Origin of the sequence: Opacimonas viscosa (assembly GCF_024199005.1) — a bacterium.
Lineage (GTDB): Bacteria > Pseudomonadota > Gammaproteobacteria > Enterobacterales > Alteromonadaceae > Opacimonas > Opacimonas viscosa.
The window spans coordinates 1-264 of sequence record NZ_JANATA010000180.1 but is presented as its reverse complement, the minus strand read 5'-3'; the positions used below and the strand labels follow the sequence as shown (position 1 = coordinate 264).

Here is a 264-nt window from a genome sequence, read left to right as displayed (position 1 = left end):
ACCGCATCAAGAAGGCGCTCTCGTGGCATAACTTTTCCTTGTTGCTGTAACAATGCCTTTAGCAGCGTAAATGCTGTGGGGCTTAACTTAATAGGCACGTTCTCAACACTTACTACGTCGCTTCCCATTGCTAAACTTACGTTGCCAAAGCGCAGCTTTTTCACTTGTGATGAACGCCTGTGTGCCAGTGCGAAAACCCGGGCAACCAGTTCGGGCATGTCAAACGGCTTCACTAAATAATCATCGGCGCCTTTTTGAAACCCT

Annotated in this window: 1 protein-coding gene; it reads right to left on the bottom strand. The window is 48.1% G+C overall.

What is annotated here, in order from left to right:
* Positions 1 to 264 (bottom strand): response regulator transcription factor (locus NLF92_RS13210; protein WP_254102696.1); only part of this gene is annotated, 264 nt, incomplete at both ends.